The sequence below is a fragment of the Halalkalibacter lacteus genome, from assembly GCF_036663595.1.
GTDB lineage: Bacteria > Bacillota > Bacilli > Bacillales > Bacillaceae_D > Halalkalibacter > Halalkalibacter lacteus.
In genome coordinates this window covers 1-255 of sequence record NZ_JAWRVL010000324.1, presented here as the reverse complement: position 1 = coordinate 255, position 255 = coordinate 1, and the positions used below count along the sequence as shown (strand labels likewise).

1 protein-coding gene is annotated in these 255 nt (G+C 35.3%); it reads right to left on the bottom strand.

The genetic code is table 11. The features are described from left to right. Positions 1 to 10: 10 nt before the first annotated feature. Positions 11 to 255, bottom strand: a 245-nt coding sequence (locus SAZ04_RS22530) for an MATE family efflux transporter (RefSeq protein WP_332699933.1), incomplete at its 5' end; no start/stop codon positions are given.

The window sequence follows — 255 nt, the reverse complement described above, 5'->3', positions numbered from 1 at the left end:
ACTTAATGTTTTATTCATCTTTTAAAAACATTATAATAAAAAAGTCTGCACCAAAAAATATAATTGTGCTTATGGTTACCGAAACTAACGTAATTAAAAGACGTGCTTGTTTGGCTATTTCATCGACTCTTCCCCATAATTTCGCTCCGATATTTTGACCTGCCATACTGTTAACTGCTGATACTAAGGTTAGTGATGGGAGCATTATAAGAATAACTAACCTCTGTGCTGCTCCAACTCCAGATACCACCACAC